Source organism: Bradyrhizobium sp. Kon69 (assembly GCF_055807515.1).
Genome location: NZ_JBVVOS010000026.1, coordinates 34078 through 51576, shown reverse-complemented (window position 1 = coordinate 51576; position 17499 = coordinate 34078). Strand labels below are relative to the sequence as shown.

Genomic DNA, 17499 nt, shown 5'->3' with positions numbered 1-17499 from the left:
CAGCGAGAGAACCGGAAGGAATAAGGGGCCTGACGCCTTAGTTCATCCCGTGGCGGGATATGGGCCATCATTGCGCGCCGGTCGGCCTGGTACTCTTGCGCCATCCAGCCGGGGCTTGTTCGGCGTCAACGATCTGCTGCGCTTGCCGCGCTAGCTTCAGATAGTTCTCCGCGACCTTCCGGAGCGAGTCTCTGGTCTGTTGATACTCGCAGTTATCAGCCTTGGTGCGAAACTCTTGCGCACGCATAAGCCAGTACTTCGGGGAGTGCATTCGCTCCGCACCCATGGCCAATCCCTCAATTGGACCGTCGCAAAGACCAACAGAGGTTAAAACTACCGGGTTCCGGATGTCAGGTAAAAATAGCACACAGGCAGCCGGAAAAATGCCGATTCTGCTCCGATCGGCGGTCGCGAGCTAAACACCCACTCCGGCCCGCTGGCCAAAAAGCGACCCCAGGACGGGGTGGACCTGAGGTCGAGGATTACCTTCCCTATTCGCCCTCGGGCTTTACGCGAAACGACGCCGAGGGCCGTGTTCCAACGGTTCGCGGGTGAGACGGTTCCTGTTCTGGAACGAGCGAGCCTGCTGGAGCTCCGAAATTGGTTGGCGCTGCAGCGAGGAACGAACGCGCAGACGGAAGTCTTGCTGGCTCACCCGACCGGGAGCCGGCGGAGCGGCCCCGGCCACCCTCAAAAGCCACCCTGAAGCGGGCCGTGTCTCCTTCGACGGAGGAGCGTCGTCAAGCTCCCGGATATGCTTCGCCGGGGCATCCGGAAAGTCTTCGCGAGCTGCCAACAGTGCGCAAGCTTCCGCTGAACTGCCAAGATGTCCCGCTCGCTTTCCATAGACGTAAAATCGCCTTTCGGGCCGCCACGTTTGACGGCTAAATCAAACTGGCGCCAAGGCATTCGTGCAAAAAGCCGGCCCCAGAGGATGATTCCTGAGGCCGGAAGTTCTACGCGTCGCTCCGAGATATCGCCCGGAGCTGGAGACGAATGCGCCCGCATTGCCGGTTGTTCCCGACCTTGATGGACTGCGGCACCGGCTCACTGATGCATGTTAAGCCTGCTGCCGATTGTGAGATAGATCATATTGCACGCCGGAAACGCTGCAGTACGATCACCTCACCGGGGCTGGCTACATATTTCACTTAGATCATTTTACCCGGAATTTTTGACCGCGCTGGGCCGCAGCAGTATCCCCCTGCTGCGGCCTTCGTCGTGCCGCCTGCGGCCTCTGGATAACGCCTCGGTGAATGAAACCGTTTACTGCCTTGCGCGAAGCACTCCCGAAATAGTCCGAGTCTAACCTCCGCTCATTAACGAGGGGATTTCAAAATGATCACGCTCAAAGCAATTGCGCTTGTTGTCGGTGCCGGATTTATCTTCGAAATGTATTCGGGTGAGCTTGGCGCGGACGTGGTTCTCGCGATCGTGGCTTGCCTCTCATAACGAGAAGGCCCGCAAGCGTGAACTGGCGGGCCTGATCCTAAATTTCTCATTGTCCACGGCACTTCATCGCCCACGATAGGCGTCGGCGCTGAATACCTGGGTGCTAAGCGGGAGATAATTGAAGCTTGGCGCGCCGCCGAGCCCAGTCCCTGATGGGGCTCTCAAAACGAGCAAATGAGAACTTCGCGACCGCGGCACTGAGCAGGAACGAGAAGCCGCACACGATCAGGTGCTGCCGCGGGAAGGTCTCCCCTTTGAAGAAGATCATGCAGACCAGCAGGACGAGGCAGGTGCAGTACACGTGGTACATGTACATGCCGTAGGAAATCTCTCCGAGGAAGCGGGTTAGCGTGGTCTCAATCTGGATGATCGAATTTTTGTTGAGCGAGACGTTGAGAACGATGATCGAGAAGGCGATAGCATCCCACCTAAAGTCAAAATACTGCTCTTTGCCGGACAGGATGGCGGCCGTGATCACCACGCCAACGGCGGCCGCGGCCGCGCACTGAAGCATCGGAGAGAACAGCACCCTGTTGATGGTCTCGAGCTTCAAGCTGTAGATCAAATAAGTCAGGCAGCCGATCGCAATGGTGCCGTAGAACCCTGGCGCCCAATAGTAATCGTGAGCCAGTTTTTCGCAGGGCGCGAGGTGGCACGTCACTGGAGCGGTGAAGCGAAGGATCTCCGGGGAAAACGCAACGGCGAGCAGCGTCACGATCAGAGCAGGCTTGCCGAGCCCGCGCACCATGAGCGGATACAGGAGGTAGAAGCTCTCCTCGATCGCAATGCTCCAGGTCTGTCCGATGAACAGTGGGCGATCAGCATAGCCGGGAAGGACGAGCAGGATCAGAATATAGTCCGTGAGGGTCATCGGCTGGTAGAAGCTCGCGCTTCTGACCAGCTGGTTCAGGATGAGGGCGGGGATCACGACCAGAAAGTAAATCGGCCAAATTCTCGCGATGCGCTTGACGTAGAACTGCCTGACGTCAACGGCGCCGGTCGCCTGCACCTCGCGATCGAGCAGGTAGGTGATCAGAAATCCGCTGATGCAGAAAAACATCACCACGCCGAACTTGCCGGAGATCCACAGCCATTCGGGATTGTAATAGCCCGCAAACTCATACTGAAGAGCGGTCGCGTGCTGCATGATGACGACGAACACGCTGATGGCCCGAAGGCCGTTGAGGTTTGGCAGGTAGTTCGGCAGCACCATGGGGTCCCCTGGCATTGGGGCCGACCTTAGCGAGGCGCCCCGGTCCGGTAAATCGGAGAGAGGCACGGCCCACAGCGAAGCTGCTGTTCCAGACCTGTTCACCCAGCGTGCCACGAGCGTTAAGGAATAGCATCGCCATGTAACCCGCATTTTCCGAATCGCGTCTGTGTGCTCCCTCGTCAACTAGCTTGTGCGTTGCGGATTAGAGCGCCGGAGCCTCGAACGTGAAGGCCGCAGGAACGGCTAAAGGGCTGTTCCTGCGGCCGACGCCGCGACGTTCCGCACGATCGGCACGGCAACGTAGTGCTAGCACAGTCGCCCGCCAGCGTGACCAGCGGGCGAGGAAGGCGCTGTCATCAGCCTATGGCATAACCATTGCATAGTTGAACAGGAGTGGGATTTCAGTGCCCAGTCTGAGACAAGAGTGCTGCCGGGTGGACTGGCATTTCGAGCCCGGTAGCGCTCTCCTTTACTGTTCTGGCTCGACTGCTGAAGGCCCGCCCCGGCTTTGCGGCTGGAAGCGGGCCAAAACGGGAAACCAAGCTGCGGCTCACCTTCAGCGAGACCCGGCACACGCACCGCTTGCTTGCGGGCGCAGTGGTAATCGTGATTGACGCCTCCGGTGCCGAGATCGCATGGCATAAAGCCCTCGTCCTTTAGCCGCGATCATGCCCACATGCCCGGGACGGCCCGCACCTGTCAAAAACGACAGGGGCCTGGGAAGCGGATCACCGGGCGCCCTCCTCACAGCACCCGCCGCGTGTCCTCGTTGACCCGCAGCAACAACGCTCGACGCCTCCTGCTAGACAGCGTGGTAACACTCCCCGAACCTTGTCCCGCTGGGCAGTTGGCTGGCACCGACCACCTACCAGAGCCGATTCAATTCGTTTTGAACACAACGCCGATGCGAGTATCACTAGACCAAACGAGACGACAATCTCTGATGATGCGGTCTCTTTCCAACATCATCTTGAATGTGGCACGCATGTGCATCTTTGTGGGCAACTCGATCCCAGCCCCGTCCTCCGAGATGTTGAACACGCGGCAGCGTTGGCTGCCGCCATCTCCAAAAATGTAGGCGACCAAGTCGACCTCCGAACGATCGATCTTCCGGCGATCCGACATGATTATCCTTGCGTTGACGCGGCTGTCTCGGGTCCTTCATTGGCCGAAGCTATTTCAAGCAGTCTAAACTGCCTCGCGATCCGTGTTGCCAAGCCCGACCGCTCTTTGGCTAGCTCTCTCTCATAGTCGGATACGTCGTGTCCGTCTCGCTTAAGGACCTCGATCAGGATAGTTTGGCTCTGAACATAGGTCACGTTGTCAGCGATCTCTCGCGTCAAAACAGCCAGCTCGTCATCATTATCTGATGTCACGGCGATCTCCTTGGTCGGACTGATCACGCGCAGAAAGGCGCGATTTTGCACACCCAATACTTACAGATCGTTACGCGGGCACCCCGGACCGCCCTACAGGCGCGTGGCCAGTTCGGTCCTGGCCGAGCAAGCTGGGTGCAAGCGCAACCTCGCGACGTTCACGCTCCAAATCTGGAACTCATCATTTACCAGCATACTATACGATGGTGGTCCGCAGCGCTTTTGCTCGCGAGAAATCAATGTCCAACGATCGACAAGAGATCCGCCCGTGGTCGCATGAAGAAGAAGCGCAACTACTTGCGCTACTCGATGAGGGCATGACTGCAACCGAGCTTGGCGAGCGCTTGGGTCGCAGTCGCCAGGCCGTCTACGGTCGGTTACAACGTTTCCGCAAGCAGCGAGGCCGAGTAAGCCGAACCAGCAGGCGCGCCTTCGCGCAATGGATCGGTTAAGTGCGCTGCTTGCGAACTGCGCATTATGTTGTTAGACCGCGCCCTCAACATTGAAGGAGCGCCGCTTGCCTAAGAAGAAACAAGTAGTTCGTCGCGAGTGGACCACGTCCGACGTCAAGGATCTAAAAGCGCACTCAAAGGCACGAACGCCTGTCGTGAAAATAGCCAAGATGACCAAGCGAACCGAGGGCTCGCTACGTCAGAAGGCGCTGTACTTGGGAATTGGTCTGGGCCATCAGCGGTGATTGAAAGCTCGCTGGCTCACACAGAACCGACCTGCCGAATTTCGATACTGGTTTGACATCAATCTGACACGCTCGGGTGCAGACTATTCGTCTTGCGATGCGCCGCTGAATCTCGCGGCCTCGTGCTAGAGGTTGAGGGCTCGCTACCGCCAGCCCCGGCGGGCCCTCCCTCAGTCAGCAAGACTGACGTTTAAGTTTCCCATAGGGGTGACATCGACGACATTGCGCTCCCGCACTGTCGCTCTAGGCTTGTCCTGCCGGGGCTGGAATCAATATTTCACGTCTTCATTTTACCCGGCTGGCCGCAGTGGTTCGCCGCTGCAGCCTTTTCGTGTGGCGCCTATCTTAACGGCGCGTTTGGAGGGCTCACCCGACGCGCAGATTTTCCGCCGAGTCTTTTCCGCGATTGTTCACGACGTCAAAACTGACTTTGGCTCCCTCATTGAGGCTGCTTAAGCCGGCTTTCTCAACCGCCGAAATATGGACGAAGACGTCCTTGCCGCCGTTGTCAGGTTGAATGAACCCGTAACCCTTCGTCGGATTAAACCACTTCACTGTCCCCATAGCCACGTAACGTCTCCCTTTCCAAAAACTAAAACCAATACTGGAACTCAGACAAAAGCAAGGCTGGTGCTAGCGGCTTGGAGGCCACGGGCTCCACAATCGCTGCTCGCGGTCACAGCCGACGAGGATTGGCCCGGCTTTCGTCAATGGCGTTCTCGGAGTGATCAACACACCGCTACTCGGTGTCATTGAGCAACGAATACCGTCACTTTTTATCGGCCGGAAGTCCTTATCTCGCTGAGGACCAAATTCGGTTCGCTCGATTAGCCGCGGGCGGTGCTCGGCGACTTCGGGTGACCCCGTGAAGTGATTAGAGTTCGAGGCTCGGATGATTTTGGATCTTCTTGTCGTCGCGCTTGCCGTATTCGCCATCTCGTCGTTAGTCGCAAACCATGTTGTTGGGCGACGAGACGTTCTGTGGCGGATGCGAAAGAACAATCGAGAGGGTCGTCTTCATTCAGCGTCTCTCATGAATAGGCGCCGCTCCCCAATTTCCTTCAGAAGCCGCGCCCGCAATTCGAGCGCGACGTCGGCCGAGTCAACGTCGCAGCCGATCAACGACCTTGGCTCGCGATCCAGCGGAGATGCGCGGAACTTTGATCGCCCGAGAGCGGCGGCCATTGCGATCCGATCCCTCAACTCGTATGGGTCGTGAGGGCGTGCAACATTTCGATGCCTTGTGGGACACGGCAACTGCCTCGGGCGTGACCTACGCAGACGAAGCCGCTTCACGGCGCCACGCCGGTAAGAAACGACGCGCGCAGGATCGAACGGCGCTGAGTTTTGCACGTCACCTCGGGATCAGCATCCCTACATATCAATACGGTCCCACTCAAAGATAGGGCCCGCGTCGACAAAGACGTTGCGATCAGTTCAGAAACTTCACAGCGAGACGGCGCTCATCACGCCATACAACTGAGCAATCAATACTCAAGCCAGCACTTGGAACGCGCAGCCCAAATGCAGCGGGCACGATAGGCGCGCTATCGATTTGGACAATCGCAGAGGTATCCGTGAGGTGCCGGACCTTGCATCGAACAGGACTGCCGTCGACCAATATCTGCGCAGCATAGACGTTACGTCGCCGCTCCTTCGCCACGTCTCGCAGTCTCCCCCGCTCTAGCGCGCCAGAGATATTGATCGGCGATTCCAGTCTCAAATGAGGCTGGACCATGGTTTCATTGCTAGGCTACGCGTCTTTTCTCCATCGCAGCCAGAGCCTCAAGACCAGGTCCCGCGCTGCCAGCGCGATCTCGCTCTCGCCTAAGGCCAACAACTCTGTACCCTCGGATCGAAGGCCTGATTGGCGATCCATTTGCTCGAGAGCCCAAGGCCCACGGCGAGTTCAGTTCTTATGGCGCTGGCGTCACGAGCGATCTCCATCTGCTTCGAAACTTCGAGGCGCCTGTTCTGCAAGCAGGTCTCGCTTCGCTATTTTTTCGGCGCGGAGCCGTCCTTTAGGGAAGCATTGTAGTCGGCCTGCGAACTGTTGATGTTTGATTGATCGTTGGGTGTACTGCTTCCGGTTGTCGTTCCTGCCGTGCTGGTTGTCTCCCCCGGCGCATGAGAGGCCGCGCCAGGCTTGTCCTGATTGGCGACATAGCCAGATTCACCGGAGTTGCGGGTCTTAATGCCTTTGTCGGCTTCAGTTTGCACGTTTTGGTCCACACCGGCCTGAGACGTCGCGCCCGTTTGCTGCGCGGCAGCGGGTATCGAAATGAGTGGCAACGCGGCAACAAATGCCAAGGAAAGCTTTCGCATGGCTGTTCTCCATCTAAACCCTGCCGCTGCATCAACGCGCGCATCTCCGAACATTTCCGCGAAACTGCTGAGAACTTGTGACTGGAAGCTTGACACGTTTCAAACAGGGGACGACATGTCGCTTTAGCGTGCGGTACTCTTGGGCGATGTAACCGCCCTCAGTTTTTCGCCGTGTCCCCGTGGGGACTCCGGGTAGCCAGACAGAAGGTTCGCCCTTTCGGCTGACGCCAGCGCACTCCCGGTCTACCCTGATAACCAGACGTATTCGGTTTCGCCGCCACTTTGTGAAGGCCAGAAGCCCACATACCGAACAGCTCCCCTCATCACCGAATCCCTTGGCACTAAATCCGTAGACTGTCCGACCGAGCCAGGAGGGGAGATTTGGCGATACAGCGGCCAAATCGCCGGCTGACGACGATCCTCGCGGCCGATGCAATCGGCTACAGTCGGCTAGTGGGAGCTGACGAAGAAGGCACGCTCGGGCGCCTCCGGGCCGTCCGCAAGAACCTGATCGATCCTGTGATCGCAACTCATCGCGGGCGCATAGCCCACCGGATCCGCCGCTTTGGAAGCTGGAATCTTCACTCAGATGCAGATCGTGCCGAACGCCACGGTATTCGCCGCCCGCACGCATGATCAAGGTGACCGATGCGCGACGGATCGCGCCTAACAAGTGGGGCATTCGACTGAGGAGCGCTCATGGGACGACCTATGACCAAGTTTGCCGTTGAATTGACCACCGCATTGGCGACGTTCTCGTTATCGCTCGCTTCACAGGATGTGAATCGTGGGCCGATCAAGCGGCTCGTCAATGACGGCGCTTCTTCACGCCTGTGTCTTCGATGATCTGGCTGGTATCCGGCTCTTCGATTCCCGCGTCTATGTCCGGCGACCTGTTGCAGGTGCACGGATCACCGGCACCAACTGGCAGCCGAGCTCTGCACTCCATGCCCGGTCCGGGTGGTTCTCGCAGACGAAGCCGATGCCGAAGCAGATGGGGCAGTTGGGATTGGTCATGGCATGAAAAAGCGCGCGGGCCTTGCACCAAAGATCGCAAGCATACCGCGCGCCTCGGTTACGCCGCCAATTCTTTGCGAACCGCGGCGGCCGAATTGCCTACCTTGTCGACGGCCTTCTGCAAGCTCCGTGGTCCAATACTTGACCCCGAAGTCTTCGTGCATGTTGATCTTGCTACGGTCGCGCTGGTCCCGTTTGGTGAGATTGTCGCTCATGTTCCTCCTCCATCGCCTGGACAAGCCGCTCGTCGTCGAGAACGGCCAGCAGGTCATTGATTGTATTCTGGCAGTCCCGCGGGCCGGGCTCGACATACCGAGCCAGGATGGCCTGGGCTTCTTTTACCGCTCGGGTTACGCGATCCGGCATGCCGGTACTCCACTCACTGGCAAGGAAAACGCCCATAAGAAGGCTGTGTTCCCAAAAGGAAGGCCCCCGGGAGGGCGGAGGCCAAGTCGGTCTGGGGAGGTTGCATATGCTCGGAAAACTTAACCTGCCGCGCCCCGTTCCTACAGTTTCGCATGAGGAGGCGCCTCCGCGCTGATCGCTTAATCTGCGTTATAGGTGCGCATGAGCAGGAGCACTGCGCTTGTCCTGCCCTTGGCGAGCGATGACATAGAGCGCCGTCCTGCTTTAGTCGTTCGCGTTCAAAGCGATCGCATCTTCAGCGTTTACGCGGACGTATCACTCGCCCGCATGCAGAGGCGTCGAATGCATATGAGCTATTTTTTGGATAACCCTTTGAACGAACTGGCCCGCAGCAGGCCTTCAGAGGTGATGTCCCGGTATTCGATGTCGGCGTAGAACTTTGGCTCGACCCAAGTGGCCTTCGGTTTCCTGACCGGCTTGGTGAGCTTTTGCCTCGGGCTGACGACCGTATCGAGCGCCTTGCGGATCTCCGCCGACTTCGTCCGGCTCCAGCCCGTGCCGACCTTCCCCATGTACCGCAGCTCTTTCCCTTCCTGCTTGCCGAGGTAGAGCGCGGCGACGCCGGATGGGTCCTTGACGAAACCAACGACAGGGAATTTTTCGCGCTGCACCGTCTTGATCTTCTGCCAGGCCTCAACCCGGTCCGACCGGTAAGGGGCATCAACCCGCTTGGAGACGATGCCCTCATAGTTCAGCTTGCTCGCCGCCTCGAATAACGCCTGCCCGTCACCCTCATGATGCTCGCTGTAGAAAATGGGAGCTTCCAGCCCGTTCTCATCTATCAGCTGCTTCAGCAACTCCTTGCGGGCAAGCTGAGCCATTCTGCGAAGGTCCTTGCCGTCCAACCATAGAAGATCGAACGCGAAGTAAACCAGCCGGTCCTGGTCGCCCCTGCCGAGGTCCGCCTGAAGTTCTGAGAAGTTCGTTCGCCCCTGATAGATTACAACCACCTCCCCGTCGACGATGGCTTGCCCTTCGATGTCGAAGACGCCGGCAATGGCCGAGAACCTGTTGACCCAGTTGTGCCCGTTACGGGTGAAGGCCTTCTGGTCGTCGCCGTCGATGTGAAGCTGGATGCGGTAGCCGTCGTATTTGACCTCGTGGATCCACTGAGCCCCCGAAGGCGCTTTCATCTTCAGGGTCGCAAGCTGGGGGCTGATAAAGCCCGGCATGGATGCTTGCGGGTTCTTGGCCGGTGCCCGGGTACGCTTTGCCACTAACGCAACTCACAAAAGGCCGCCGCCGGTGTTGGGGACCGACGGCGGGGCAGTCTACCTTCTTAGTCACAAGTCTCTTAACTTCGACGCCGGCAGCGTGTTCCGCGGAGGGCGATACAACCGCTCCCGCGCTGTCAGGTTGTGTTTTTGAGAACGGTAGCCGAACAGGAAGCGAACGCGGTGTGATAATTCGTTCTCAGTAACACGCGCGCTGCGGCGCGCGCCGCCGGCCGGAGATCAGTACCAGGGCAGGTCGGCTTGGCGGCCTTGCGCCGATGATTGGCTGCGGAGATGATGCGGAATGTCAAAGGCCATGGAGTTGATTGTCGCAGGTTATGTGAGGGGCAAGGATCGACGCGCTCTCTCAGAATTGCTCGCGCATCGGCGCAAGATGCTGGGCGAGCTGCAGGCCGTCTCGGGTATCGACCCGGCGAACTCGATTCAAGCCGTTCAGGACGAAGTGGCCATCATCGAAGCCGGTCTGGAAGAGCTTAAGCCGCCACCTGGCTCATTGCCCGAGAACGAGTGGAGCTAGGCGGTCCGCCCCGGATACACGAGTCCTAGAATTCGTTGCGGAACCCCGGTCCGAACAGAGTGCTCACGTTGTTGCCTCGCAGGTCAGCCCAGTCGCCCTGCCCTTCGAGGCCGAACGCCCAACTCCCAGTATGCCAGCGATCGCTAACCTGACCACCAGCGCACCGCCGTTTGCATCGTGCAAACCCTCGGGCCCCAGGAGGAAGCGGCGCAACCGAATCCCAGCTGTTACGGCTTGAGCCCCAACCACCGCTGGCGCCGATGTAGAAGCCGCTAGTCGTACACGGTAGCAACCGCAGGCGCCGGAGCCTTGGTGTAAGGACGCGCGGCAAGCTCCCGCGTTTGCGTGCGTCGACAGCTGTAAGGGCAGCGCTTCAGAGGCGTTAAACGAAACGCCCAATGGCATTGCGGGTAACCGCTGCCGACGGTCATCTGCGGGCTTCGGCATGAGCTTTATTCATCGGACAGCCGCCTTCTGAGTAAGGGTCCTGGATCGATGCTTAAAACTTATCTTACAAGACTACTGTTTAGTAACTTGGCCCGTAAATCTTGCAGCAATCTAAGGGTGCGACATTCGCCGAATTGCGATGAGGCGAAAAATGCTCCCAAAGATGAATTTCGTTGACCCTGCATTGCCCAAGGATATTGCACTTCGCCTGGTGGCGATGCTCTACACCGCTCCGGCTGCCACTGCCGCTTACGTCTTCGGCTTGGTGGTGATGACCTGTGTGATTTTCCTGCGCACTGGCGACGACTTGATGACCGCTTATGCCGTTACCAGCATTCTGCTAGTTTCGTTCCGGGTGGGCTTCGTGAAACGATACCGCTCAGCGCCCTCTTACCTGCCGATCATGCTAGGACTTGGCTTGGTGTTCTCGGGAGTCTTGGCATCTCTGGTCGTGCGAGCATTCGACGTTGGTGACCAAGTAGTGATCGCGCTCGTTTGTCTGGCCGCCGCCGGATACCTGTCGGGCGTGACCATCAGAGCCGCCGCAGTTCCAGCACTCGCCATTCCACACGCTTCGACGCTGTTCGCACCTTTAATCGTGGTCGCCGTACGGTCTGCCGAATACTGGCCCGTAGCAATCCTGCTGACGTGCTACTGGATAGGCACTGTCCATCTGATAAGCACAATGCATCGCCGCATACGTTCTCAGCTGCTGGCGGAGCATCTCATGGCTCAAGCTGCGTCTACTGACGCGCTGACGGGTTTTGCCAATCGCGCTGCATTCGACGCAACGCTGAATAACCGGTTGGAAACCCGATCTGCCATAGTCGCAATGATCGATCTCGACCGATTTAAGCCAGTTAACGACACGTACGGTCATGACGCCGGGGATGAACTGTTAAAATCCGTCGCAGCTCGAATCGGTGCCGCGCTCGATAGTAGCCACTTCGCGGCTAGGCTTGGGGGCGACGAATTCGCTGTGCTGTTCGATGCAAAGGCGACAATTGCCGAAGCAACGCTCGCTGCAGAAGGTATCGTACGTGCGCTCGAATTACCCTTCAGCATAGATGCGCATACCATCAGCATAGGGGCTAGTATCGGACTGGCCACGGCACTCGACGGCGATGATGCTCGTACAATTAAGCGGCGCGCGGACGACCGGCTCTACAGTGTTAAACGCAACGGTCGGGGTCACGTCTTGTCGGACGCGGCGGCTGCCTCAGCCGCAGCCTAGAATCCCCCTTGGCTCTAGACTGCATATTGGCCCCGTCAGCCATCCACGACGACGTCGCAGAATATTCAACGAGAGTTTGAATGAGCCCGATTGTCGATGTGACTACCGTCCGCCCGGCGAAAGTGGCGCTGGTTATCGGGGCGCTCGTGTTTCTTGGCGGCGCAACGCCGGAGCCCGATCCCGTCGCGAGCCACATTAGAGGCATGGCAGCTTTCTGTAGGCAAGTTAAAGGAACTCCCTCGGCGGGCCCGGTTGTCGAGCGTGGCCAGCTCGACGGCGGCCCTGAATTCTGGGCGTTGGATGAGGCAACCTTCCAATGCAAGGGAGCGGAAAGTCTCTATTCCGGTTCTGGCGGCTCACAGATCGTTATCTACGCTGCACCGCCCGGCAACCCCCCGAGCAAAGTCTTTGAGAGCGGTGCGTTTGGCATGGCAATGGAAGGCCTAGGAGATCGATCCAAGTTGTGGCTGACAGTTGGGGGTAAGCTATGCGGTCAGTCTGGTGATCCACCTCATGCAGAACTGCTCAGTTGCCGGCGGCCGCTCAGATGGGATCCTATCTCAGAAACGCTGAACTTTGCCCCGTTGTCCGAGGCGCACTTCCCAAACAAAGAATCAGCGTACGAGAAGGTAACGTACGATTCCGGCTCGGAACTGGATTCTTCGCAATCGTATATCTTCAAACATTATTGGCGAGATCAAACCAGCCGCATCGACTGGAGCGCGCCTGTCGCTCGGCGCGGGCAAATCTACAACGGAGCGCTCGTGTCGGCCGACGGCCGAAACCTGTTGATCACGATGATGCAATCGAGCTCGTGCGATCCGCTGTGCCCAATTCGCGTATACACGGCGAGCCATTACAGGCTGATGGACATCATGGCATGCGGAAAACGCGACCAGCACAACGTCTCCGCCGACCATCGCACCTTTTTCGCCTGCGGTGAGAGCTTTCCGATCCCACAGGTGAGTGAGCACGCCGCGCTTATGGAAAACGCGCCCCCTGGGAGCAACCGTGAAGCCTACGCAGCAGCTGTGGTCGATGAGAGATCGCGTAGCGCGAGCCGTCCTAAGCCAGACCGGGTCGATTCTGCCATTCACAACAATTCGCAGGTGCTCATCAGCGAGTGGAAGAATGGCACGACCGAGATCACGTACGATGTACCTCGTCCTGGCCTGCCGGTTGCGAGAGGCACTCTTTTGTTTAAAGGCCGGAAAGAAGGAAGCCGCTATTCGGGGACGGCTTTCACGTTCAAGTCGGGATGCGCGCCCGCTGAGTTTCCAGTGTCAGGGTCCGAAGATCGGAAGAGAGAAAGTATAGTCCTAACCGGTTTCCCGCCGAGTCGTATAAGCGGATCTTGCGACGTTGCGACACTCCCGTCTGGAGGGCGGCCTTCCAACCTCGTGTTCGATACAAAGTTCTACGGTGACGAGTAGTCAAGCACGAGGTCGCCGGGACGAGGCCCGCCAGGGTGCCTTATCAGCTGTTCTCGAACAGCGCACGAGAGGATGTGATGAAGGAAAAAGCCCAAGGGATGTCGCCACAGCGCGGGCTGGCGTGGAATTTTCTTTGAATCTTTTCCGCGGTGACGCGTCTTGCAGTTGAAGCGCCCGTAAGCTTCATCCCCACCAGAAAAGCCCCGCTTCCCCCGGCGGAGTTTCGGCTTTGGCGCTGCCGGACGCGCCACCGCAGAGGGGCATCGAATCCTAGGCAGCACGCGGCTTTTTCCGGGGCGCGCTCACCGTTCTCTTTAAGTGCCAGTCCCGATGTTCAACACACCAACGACCCCTCCGAGTGCAACCGCAAGAACCACGCGCTGAGCGTCTAGCTAATGCATGTCGGCTTTACCGTGCTCGCAACCGTTCTCCATCCACACTGGCAGGCGCGCTCGCGAATTGCTTGTTCGAGATTCGTGTTTGCCGGCTGGAAATGTTGTTTAACGGTCTACCGGGAGCCGGATGGCGCTTTCAATCCTGTCGATCTCATTGCCGTCGATGAAGGCCGCGAGCCTTATCGCGAGGGACACTACTTCCGACCGGTTCGCCGTCGGCGCAAAGTTTCCCCCGGGTTTCCCGGAAGCGAACCAAACTCTTGGCCCAGTCAGACTAAGCCCTTGAATTTATTGGTCGGAGCGAGAGGATTTGAACCTCCGACCCCTAGTCTCCCAGACTAGTGCGCTAACCGGGCTGCGCCACGCTCCGAACGTCGTTCCATTAGCTAGGATCGCCGGTTTGCGCAAGGCGAGGTCACACCATTTTGGATTCTGGTGCCTCTGCCGAAAGGCACCGGAACTGCCCCAAAGCCGAGGAGATCCGGCGTCAGGCGTCCTTGAGCGCCTGATCCAGCATTTCGCGGCAGGCGATGAGCTCGGCGAGCACCCGTCCGAGGCGCTCCCGGTCGATGGCGCTGGGGCCGGCGGGCGCGGCGGGGGTACCGCCCTTGCGGAAGGTGGTGAGGATTTCCTCGTCATCGGTCTCGGAGAAGCGGAAGTCGATGCCCTCCTCCTCCTCGCCCTGATAGTCGTCATCGTCGCTGTCGCGGGCGCCGCGGACGCCGGTCTCCTCCTCAGGCTCCATCAGGCTGGCGCCGACGGCGTCCTCGATGGCGCCGAACGAGACCGCCGCCGCGCCGTCGGCGAGGCCCTGCACCGATTTGACGCCGTGCTCTTTCAGGATCCGCTGCACGCCGCGGATGGTGTAGCCCTCCCCGTAGAGCAGACGGCGGATGCCCTTGAGCAGGTCGACGTCGTCGGGGCGGTAATAGCGGCGGCCGCCGCTGCGCTTCATCGGCTTGATCTGAGAGAAACGCGTCTCCCAGAACCGCAGCACGTGCTGCGGAATGTCGAGTTCCTGCGCTACTTCGCTGATGGTTCGGAACGCATCCGGCGCCTTGTCCAAATGCCAAATCCTTATCCGGAGGGCGGATTACGCCTCGGGTTGCGCCTTGCTGGCGTCGCCATTGGTGCGGTGCTGGGCGTTGATCCGCTGCTTCAGGATCGCCGACGGCTTGAACACCATGACCCGGCGCGGCGAGATCGGCACCTCGGTGCCGGTCTTCGGGTTGCGACCGATGCGCTGACCCTTCTTGCGGACCATGAAGGAGCCGAACGAGGACAGCTTCACCGTCTCGCCTTTCTCAAGGCAATCGGTGATCTCCTTCAGCACGAGTTCCACGAAGGCGGACGATTCCGTGCGCGACAGCCCCACCTTCTGGTAGACGGCTTCGCACAGATCGACACGCGTTACGGTTTTACTTTGATCGGTCATCGCCCTGCCCCACATCACGGCGAACAATTGTTGTCTGAAATTATGAGCTTACGATACGGCGGTCAACAGCGCTCATCAATGCAGGCGCATCGATAATCCGCTCTGATTCGGGCAAAATTTTATCGACTGTGGCTTACCAGCGCACCAGCGCGGAGCCCCAGGTGAAGCCGCCGCCCATGGCTTCCAGCAGAACCAGGTCGCCGCGCTTGATGCGGCCGTCCTTGCGCGCCACCGACAGCGCCAGCGGAATCGAGGCCGCCGAGGTGTTGCCGTGAAGGTCCACCGTCAGCACCACCTTCTCCGGCGCGATGTGGAGCTTGTGCGCGGACGCGTCGATGATTCGCTTGTTGGCCTGGTGCGGCACGAACCAGTCGATGCTGTCGGCATTGAGCCCGGTCGCCTTGAAGGCATCGACGATCACGTCGGTGATCATGCCGACCGCGTGCTTGAAGACCTCGCGGCCCTCCATGCGCAGATGGCCGACGGTCTGGGTCGAGGACGGGCCGCCGTCGACGAACAGCTTGGCCTTGTGGCGGCCGTCGGAGCGCAGATGCGTGGTCACGATGCCGCGGTCGGTGGCGGCATTGCCCGGCTGCTCCTGCGCCTCCAGCACCACCGCGCCGGCGCCGTCGCCGAACAGCACGCAGGTGCCGCGGTCGCTCCAGTCGAGGATGCGCGAGAAGGTTTCCGCGCCGATGACCAGCGCGCGCTTGAAGGCGCCCGTGCGCAGGAAATTGTCGGCGGTGGCAAGCCCAAACACGAAGCCCGAGCACACCGCCTGAAGGTCGAAGGCCGCGCCATGGTTGATGCCAAGGCCGTGCTGCACGGCGACCGCGCTCGCGGGGAAGGTGTTGTCAGGCGTCGAGGTCGCGAGCACGATCAGGTCGATCGACTGCGCATCCACGCCGGCATCGGCGAGCGCGGCCTGCGCCGCCTTGAGCGCTAAGTGCGAGGTGAACTCGCCCTCGGCCGCGATATGCCGCTCGCGAATGCCGGTGCGTTGCACGATCCACTCGTCGGACGTGTCAATGCGCGCCGCCAATTGGGCGTTGGTCACCACCTGCTCCGGCAAATAAGAGCCGCAGCCCAGCACGACCGAACGAATCTGAGTCACGAAACAGCCTCCTGCGCGGCCTGCACGGAATTGAGTGCACCACCTTCGCGGTTGAGCATCTGATTGATCTTGTTGAGGAGATCGAATTTGACCATCTCATAGCCAACATCAATCGCATAGGCAAAGCCTTCGGCAGCGATTCCGCCATGGCTCTTGACCACGATTCCGTTCAACCCCAGCAACACGCCGCCGTTGGATTTGTTCGGATCCATCTTGTTCCGCAGGGCCTGGAAGGCGTTGCGCGCAAAGAGATAGCCGAGCTTTGACAGCCAGCCCCGTTTCATCTCGTCCCGGAGCAATTCCGCCATCTGCCGCGCGGTTCCCTCCGCGGCCTTCAGAGCGATGTTGCCGCTGTAGCCTTCGGTGACGATGACGTCCGCCACTCCCTTGCCGATGCCGTCGCCCTCGACGAAGCCGAGATAGTCGAGCTCGGGCAGGTTCCTGGCGCGCAGGATTTCGCCGGCCTCGCGAATCTCCTCGTGCCCCTTGATCTCTTCGACCCCGATATTGAGCAGGCCGACCGTGGGACGCTTCTTGTTGAACAACACGCTGGCCATCGCTGCGCCCATGATGGCGAGCGACACCAGATGGTGGGTATCGCCGCCGATGCTGGCGCCGAGGTCGAGGACCACGGAATCGCCGCGCCTGGTCGGCCACATGCCGGCGATGGCCGGACGGTCGACGCCCGGCAGCGTGCGCAGGTGGAAGCGCGACATCGCCATCAGCGCGCCGGTATTCCCGGCCGAGACCGCGACATCCGCCTCGCCCTTTTTCACCGCATCGATGGCAAGCCACATGGAGGAGGTCCTGCGGCCGCGCCGCAGCGCCTGGCTCGGCTTTTCCTCCCCGCTGACCGCGACATCGGTATGGATGATCTTCGACGCCGCCTTCAGCGCGGGGTGGCGGTCGAGCTCGGGCTCGATCTTGGCGCGGTCCCCGATCAGCAGGAATTCGATCTCGCGATGCCTGGCAAGCGAGATGGCGGCGCCTGGAATGACCACGGCGGCGCCGGCGTCGCCCCCCATGGCGTCAAGCGCGATGCGAACCTTGCTTGGCATAAAAGTCCTGGAAACCTGGTCTGGTGCGGTCTTGAACGAGCGGGGCCGCAAATGGGTTCGCCACGAACATGGCGGTCGGTCAAGCGCCACGCCGCACCCGGACCGGGGCGCGACAATAGCGTTTT

Annotated in this window: 15 protein-coding genes, 1 tRNA gene and 1 pseudogene; 6 read left to right on the top strand and 11 right to left on the bottom strand. The window is 59.7% G+C overall.

Annotated elements, in window-relative coordinates:
* Positions 1-1555: 1555 nt before the first annotated feature.
* Together AC0L3U_RS29520 and AC0L3U_RS29515 are read right to left on the bottom strand one after the other, a co-directional pair.
* Positions 1556-2680 (bottom strand): acyltransferase family protein, encoded by a 1125-nt coding sequence (locus tag AC0L3U_RS29520; RefSeq protein WP_473364160.1) that lies wholly within the window; start codon positions 2678-2680, stop codon positions 1556-1558.
* A gap of 864 nt (positions 2681-3544) precedes the next feature.
* The gene (locus tag AC0L3U_RS29515; protein ID WP_473364159.1) at positions 3545-3790 is read right to left on the bottom strand and encodes a PilZ domain-containing protein; all 246 of its coding nucleotides are present in this window, start codon (positions 3788-3790) and stop codon (positions 3545-3547) included.
* 490 nt (positions 3791-4280) lie between these two features.
* Between AC0L3U_RS29515 and AC0L3U_RS29510 the strand changes: the two genes are divergently transcribed.
* Entirely contained in the window at positions 4281-4493 is a 213-nt protein-coding gene (locus AC0L3U_RS29510) for a helix-turn-helix domain-containing protein (protein ID WP_473364158.1), read from the top strand.
* 50 nt (positions 4494-4543) lie between these two features.
* Positions 4544-4738: a hypothetical protein gene (locus AC0L3U_RS29505; RefSeq protein WP_473364157.1), complete on the top strand. Its 195-nt coding sequence runs from the start codon at positions 4544-4546 to the stop codon at positions 4736-4738.
* Between the two features lie 366 nt (positions 4739-5104).
* Here the strand turns inward: AC0L3U_RS29505 and AC0L3U_RS29500 are convergent, their stop codons facing one another.
* Both AC0L3U_RS29500 and AC0L3U_RS29495 read right to left on the bottom strand, forming a co-directional pair.
* Positions 5105-5308, bottom strand: a complete 204-nt coding sequence (locus tag AC0L3U_RS29500) for a cold-shock protein (protein ID WP_247395343.1) — start codon at positions 5306-5308, stop codon at positions 5105-5107.
* A gap of 1425 nt (positions 5309-6733) precedes the next feature.
* Positions 6734-7063: a hypothetical protein gene (locus tag AC0L3U_RS29495; RefSeq protein ID WP_473364156.1), complete on the bottom strand. Its 330-nt coding sequence runs from the start codon at positions 7061-7063 to the stop codon at positions 6734-6736.
* 811 nt (positions 7064-7874) lie between these two features.
* On the opposite strand from AC0L3U_RS29495, the gene AC0L3U_RS29490 reads away from it, so the two are divergent.
* Positions 7875-8087, top strand: a complete 213-nt coding sequence (locus tag AC0L3U_RS29490) for a hypothetical protein (protein WP_473364155.1) — start codon at positions 7875-7877, stop codon at positions 8085-8087.
* 51 nt (positions 8088-8138) lie between these two features.
* On the opposite strand, the pseudogene AC0L3U_RS29485 reads toward AC0L3U_RS29490, so the two are convergent.
* Together AC0L3U_RS29485 and ligD are read right to left on the bottom strand one after the other, a co-directional pair.
* Positions 8139-8295: pseudogene (locus AC0L3U_RS29485) on the bottom strand (DUF3606 domain-containing protein).
* Between the two features lie 504 nt (positions 8296-8799).
* Positions 8800-9723, bottom strand: coding sequence for a non-homologous end-joining DNA ligase (gene ligD / locus AC0L3U_RS29480; RefSeq protein ID WP_473364154.1), 924 nt, complete (start codon positions 9721-9723; stop codon positions 8800-8802).
* Positions 9724-10024: 301 nt separating this feature from the next.
* On the opposite strand from ligD, the gene AC0L3U_RS29475 reads away from it, so the two are divergent.
* The 3 genes from AC0L3U_RS29475 to AC0L3U_RS29465 all read left to right on the top strand — a co-directional run bounded on the left by AC0L3U_RS29475 (position 10025) and on the right by AC0L3U_RS29465 (position 13372).
* Positions 10025-10258 carry a hypothetical protein gene (locus tag AC0L3U_RS29475; RefSeq protein ID WP_473364153.1) on the top strand — a complete coding sequence of 78 codons (234 nt, stop codon included), beginning with the start codon at positions 10025-10027 and terminating at the stop codon, positions 10256-10258.
* 598 nt (positions 10259-10856) lie between these two features.
* Positions 10857-11939: a GGDEF domain-containing protein gene (locus AC0L3U_RS29470; RefSeq protein ID WP_473364152.1), complete on the top strand. Its 1083-nt coding sequence runs from the start codon at positions 10857-10859 to the stop codon at positions 11937-11939.
* 80 nt (positions 11940-12019) lie between these two features.
* Positions 12020-13372 (top strand): hypothetical protein, encoded by a 1353-nt coding sequence (locus AC0L3U_RS29465; RefSeq protein ID WP_473364151.1) that lies wholly within the window; start codon positions 12020-12022, stop codon positions 13370-13372.
* A gap of 687 nt (positions 13373-14059) precedes the next feature.
* On the opposite strand, the gene AC0L3U_RS29460 is transcribed toward AC0L3U_RS29465, so the two are convergent.
* The 5 genes from AC0L3U_RS29460 to plsX form a co-directional block, all read right to left on the bottom strand.
* Positions 14060-14137 (bottom strand) — tRNA-Pro (locus tag AC0L3U_RS29460).
* A 117-nt stretch (positions 14138-14254) separates the two neighbouring features.
* Entirely contained in the window at positions 14255-14833 is a 579-nt protein-coding gene (locus tag AC0L3U_RS29455; protein WP_219685258.1) for a MerR family transcriptional regulator, read from the bottom strand.
* Positions 14834-14860: 27 nt separating this feature from the next.
* Positions 14861-15202, bottom strand: coding sequence for an integration host factor subunit alpha (locus AC0L3U_RS29450; protein WP_018456841.1), 342 nt, complete (start codon positions 15200-15202; stop codon positions 14861-14863).
* Positions 15203-15335: 133 nt separating this feature from the next.
* Positions 15336-16316: a beta-ketoacyl-ACP synthase III gene (locus AC0L3U_RS29445; protein ID WP_456764044.1), complete on the bottom strand. Its 981-nt coding sequence runs from the start codon at positions 16314-16316 to the stop codon at positions 15336-15338.
* The gene (plsX, locus tag AC0L3U_RS29440; protein WP_247462565.1) at positions 16313-17374 is read right to left on the bottom strand and encodes a phosphate acyltransferase PlsX; all 1062 of its coding nucleotides are present in this window, start codon (positions 17372-17374) and stop codon (positions 16313-16315) included. The genes AC0L3U_RS29445 and plsX overlap by 4 nt, the downstream gene beginning before the upstream one ends.
* Positions 17375-17499 lie beyond the last annotated feature (125 nt).

What these genes read in the sequence shown, in the direction of transcription:
- AC0L3U_RS29465 (WP_473364151.1), top strand. Translation starts at nt 12,020, where the DNA reads ATGAGCCCGATTGTCGATGTGACTACCGTCCGCCCGGCGAAAGTGGCG.
- AC0L3U_RS29515 (WP_473364159.1), bottom strand. Translation starts at nt 3,790, where the DNA reads ATGTCGGATCGCCGGAAGATCGATCGTTCGGAGGTCGACTTGGTCGCC.
- plsX (WP_247462565.1), bottom strand. Translation starts at nt 17,374, where the DNA reads ATGCCAAGCAAGGTTCGCATCGCGCTTGACGCCATGGGGGGCGACGCC.
- AC0L3U_RS29490 (WP_473364155.1), top strand. Translation starts at nt 7,875, where the DNA reads ATGACGGCGCTTCTTCACGCCTGTGTCTTCGATGATCTGGCTGGTATC.
- AC0L3U_RS29475 (WP_473364153.1), top strand. Translation starts at nt 10,025, where the DNA reads ATGTCAAAGGCCATGGAGTTGATTGTCGCAGGTTATGTGAGGGGCAAG.
- AC0L3U_RS29510 (WP_473364158.1), top strand. Translation starts at nt 4,281, where the DNA reads ATGTCCAACGATCGACAAGAGATCCGCCCGTGGTCGCATGAAGAAGAA.
- AC0L3U_RS29470 (WP_473364152.1), top strand. Translation starts at nt 10,857, where the DNA reads ATGCTCCCAAAGATGAATTTCGTTGACCCTGCATTGCCCAAGGATATT.
- AC0L3U_RS29450 (WP_018456841.1), bottom strand. Translation starts at nt 15,202, where the DNA reads ATGACCGATCAAAGTAAAACCGTAACGCGTGTCGATCTGTGCGAAGCC.
- AC0L3U_RS29495 (WP_473364156.1), bottom strand. Translation starts at nt 7,063, where the DNA reads ATGCGAAAGCTTTCCTTGGCATTTGTTGCCGCGTTGCCACTCATTTCG.
- AC0L3U_RS29520 (WP_473364160.1), bottom strand. Translation starts at nt 2,680, where the DNA reads ATGCCAGGGGACCCCATGGTGCTGCCGAACTACCTGCCAAACCTCAAC.